4 protein-coding genes are annotated in these 2,741 nt (G+C 65.8%); 3 read left to right on the top strand and 1 reads right to left on the bottom strand.

What is annotated here, in order from left to right; all coding sequences use genetic code 11:
* Positions 1-153: 153 nt before the first annotated feature.
* On the bottom strand, positions 154-672 hold the full coding sequence (locus tag ACFWY9_RS35610; RefSeq protein ID WP_378340937.1) for a hypothetical protein: 519 nt from the start codon (positions 670-672) through the stop codon (positions 154-156).
* Positions 673-779: 107 nt separating this feature from the next.
* On the opposite strand from ACFWY9_RS35610, the gene ACFWY9_RS35605 reads away from it, so the two are divergent.
* The 3 genes from ACFWY9_RS35605 to ACFWY9_RS35595 are packed head-to-tail and all read left to right on the top strand — an operon-like array spanning position 780 to position 2,466.
* Positions 780-1,082 carry a hypothetical protein gene (locus ACFWY9_RS35605; protein WP_378340936.1) on the top strand — a complete coding sequence of 101 codons (303 nt, stop codon included), beginning with the start codon at positions 780-782 and terminating at the stop codon, positions 1,080-1,082.
* Positions 1,072-1,986, top strand: coding sequence for a hypothetical protein (locus tag ACFWY9_RS35600; protein ID WP_378330205.1), 915 nt, complete (start codon positions 1,072-1,074; stop codon positions 1,984-1,986). Before ACFWY9_RS35605 ends, ACFWY9_RS35600 begins: the two co-directional genes overlap by 11 nt.
* A gap of 9 nt (positions 1,987-1,995) precedes the next feature.
* Positions 1,996-2,466 carry a hypothetical protein gene (locus ACFWY9_RS35595; RefSeq protein WP_378330206.1) on the top strand — a complete coding sequence of 157 codons (471 nt, stop codon included), beginning with the start codon at positions 1,996-1,998 and terminating at the stop codon, positions 2,464-2,466.
* Positions 2,467-2,741 lie beyond the last annotated feature (275 nt).

Here is a 2,741-nt window from a genome sequence, read left to right as displayed (position 1 = left end):
GGGTGGGTTGGCCCCCCCCGGGGGGCGCGGGGGGTTGGGGGGGCCCCCCCCCCCCCACCCCGCGGGGGGGGGGCTGTGGGGTCTTTCCCCCCACCCGCTGGGGCCAACCCCCCCCTTCAGCTCGCGTCGGGAAATCACTCGAACGGGTATTTGTCAGGCGGCGGGCAGCCGGGAGAGCGCGGTGTGGGCGAGGCTCTTCGCCGCCGAGCAGAGATCGGGGTTCGTGATGGCCCGGACCGTGACGGCCAGCGTGTCCGGGCCGCTGCCCAGCTGCACGTACAGCGCGCACTGTGGGGGCTGCTTCTGCGAGGAGTCGCCGAGCAGCGCGGTGCGGCCCTCGAACTTGGTCGCGACGCCCTGCCCGACCGGGAACACCGTCAGATAGCGGATACCGACCAGCCCACCGTCCGAAGTGGAATAGCCGCAGGCGGTGGGTGGCTTGGTGGTGGTCTCGTCCCTGGTCAGCGGCTTGCCGACGGCGGACTGGGCCTCCTGCTGGGTCACCAGGGTGGCGCAATCCGGCTTGGATCCGGGATTGGCCGGCGTGCTCGAAGCGGGCGAGGACGCGGAACCGCTCGGTGTGGTCGCCGTTCCCGAATCGCCGGAACACGACGCGCACAGTAGCGACAAGCCCAGTATCCCGGCGGCGAAAGCGCGATCGACCCTCAGCATGCCGGGGATGCTAACAGCCCGCGCCAATCGGCGTCGGAGTTCGAGTTGACACCCCGTCGGCGGGTGCACATACTGCGCCGAAAGGGGCCGCCGACAAGGGGATTCACGTGAAAAGCCACGTTACGCGGATGTACGAGTTCGGCGTTTATCTCACTGCCGTCGCCGACGACTTTTCCACCGTGCAGTCGTACATCAGAGACGAGCCGACCAACAAATCCGGCTTCACCGGGCTGCTCGAACCACTGCAGGCGGCGATGGATCTGCTCAACAGCGTGTGCGTCGAAGTGAACAAGCAGTTCGACGAGAAATTGTGCGGCCTGGCCATGGGAGTCCAGACCGCGGCACACGCCTATGGCGAGGTCGACTACCAGGCCGCCGGCACGGTCACGGAAGCGGGCGGTGGCTCCTGACATGGCGACCGCCTACGACAGCACGCCGAACGTCTACGGCGACTGGAAGGACGTCGAAGCGATCAACCCCAAGGTGCCCGAGGTGGCGACCACTCATCTCGGGGACGTGGTCAGCGGGAACTTCCCGATCGCGGGCGCGGTCAACTGGATCTACCAGCACATCATCGGGCCGATGGTCGGCACCGGCGACAAGGATCTGTTCGACCTGCTGATCAAGCCGCTGACCGGGGATTTCAACCGGATCAGGGCCAACGGCGACGCGTGGGCCACCACCGGGGACATGTACTGGACGATCGCCGGGAACCTCGGCCAGAACAGCGCGAAACTCGTCGAGACCGACTGGCAGGGCGAGGCGGCGGACGCGTTCAACGGCCTCGTCCAAAGTGTCTGGACGGGCGCGCTCTATGTCGCGGAACAGTGCTGCAAATGGATGAAGAAGGGGTTCGACAAACTCGCGGACGTCTCGATCAAACTCGCCACCCGGGGTGTCCAGCTGCTCGAGAAGATCTTCGATCTCCTGGGAAAACTGGCCAAGAAGGTGATTCCCGGCTGGGGTCAGCTGTGGTCGATCTTCGATTGGGTCGCGAGCGGTTTCGAAGACACGCCGTATGTTCACGAGGCGCAGGAAATCGTCAGTCTCATCCAGACGGTGATCGGGCTGTACGACTCGCTCAAGAAGCTGGTCCAGGGCATCGAGGGCTACCTGAAGAACATCGACACGATCAAGGAAGCCATCGGGAAAGTGCCCGAGGTCAACAACACCCACGACGCGGTGCAGCTGGGCAGGCAGTTCCGGGATGCCAAAAAGGACATGGACGAAAAGCGGAAGCAGGTCGACGACTCCGCCAAGGACATCGACAAGAAGCTCGGCGATCTCGACAAATACGGCCAGGAAGCACACTAGGGGGAGACCATGGCACAGCTGCCGAACTGGGCGCTGAACTGGAAGACCGACGACATGGTCGCCGCCGAGCACACGCTCGACGACGCCGCGGACCAGGCCGAGACGGCCATGGCGGAAGCCGACCGGACGCTCTACGAGGTCGAGTCGAACGAACGTCCGGTGACGCCCGAAGAAGCCGAAATGATGAAGCAGTACGCGTCGAGCGACAAGGCGCCGCCGGAATGGCGGGAGCTGGCGCGGCGCGTCGAACGCGGCGAGTTCGGCTGGACCGACTACCTGCAGGGCAAGCTGGATCGCGACCCCGGCGTGGTCGCCGCGCTGGACGCCTCCGTCCGCCAGGCGGAGGAAATCGAACCCGGCTCCGCTCCGCCCGCCGCTGAGGCCCCGGGCGGCCGGGCCGCTCCGCCGCGTCCGGGACGGCACCGTCGTGACGAGGGTGACGAGGAGGAAGACCTCTCGGAACGCGACTGGTTCTCCTGACCCGCTTCCGGCTCCGCTCCCGAGGCGGCTCGAACGCCCCAATGTGGCATTGGGTGCGTGCGGTAAGGCTGGACGCGAAGCGTCTCCGTTGAGGGTGGTGGTGGGGCAAGGGCGGAGCACCGAACGCCACATTGAGGCGCATGACCCCGAGCGGATCGCGCCTCGCCATCCACAAAGGACACATGCCGTTAAGGCCACCTTACGGGCGTCAGACGCCCGAATTGCTGTGGAGTTTAAACAAAAACCACACCCCCAGGAAAAAATAAAATCGGGGT

The organism is Amycolatopsis sp. NPDC059027, from assembly GCF_042739735.1.
GTDB lineage: Bacteria > Actinomycetota > Actinomycetes > Mycobacteriales > Pseudonocardiaceae > Amycolatopsis.
The sequence above is the reverse complement of the archived record's forward strand: the minus strand, read 5'-3'. Positions and strand labels throughout refer to the sequence as shown.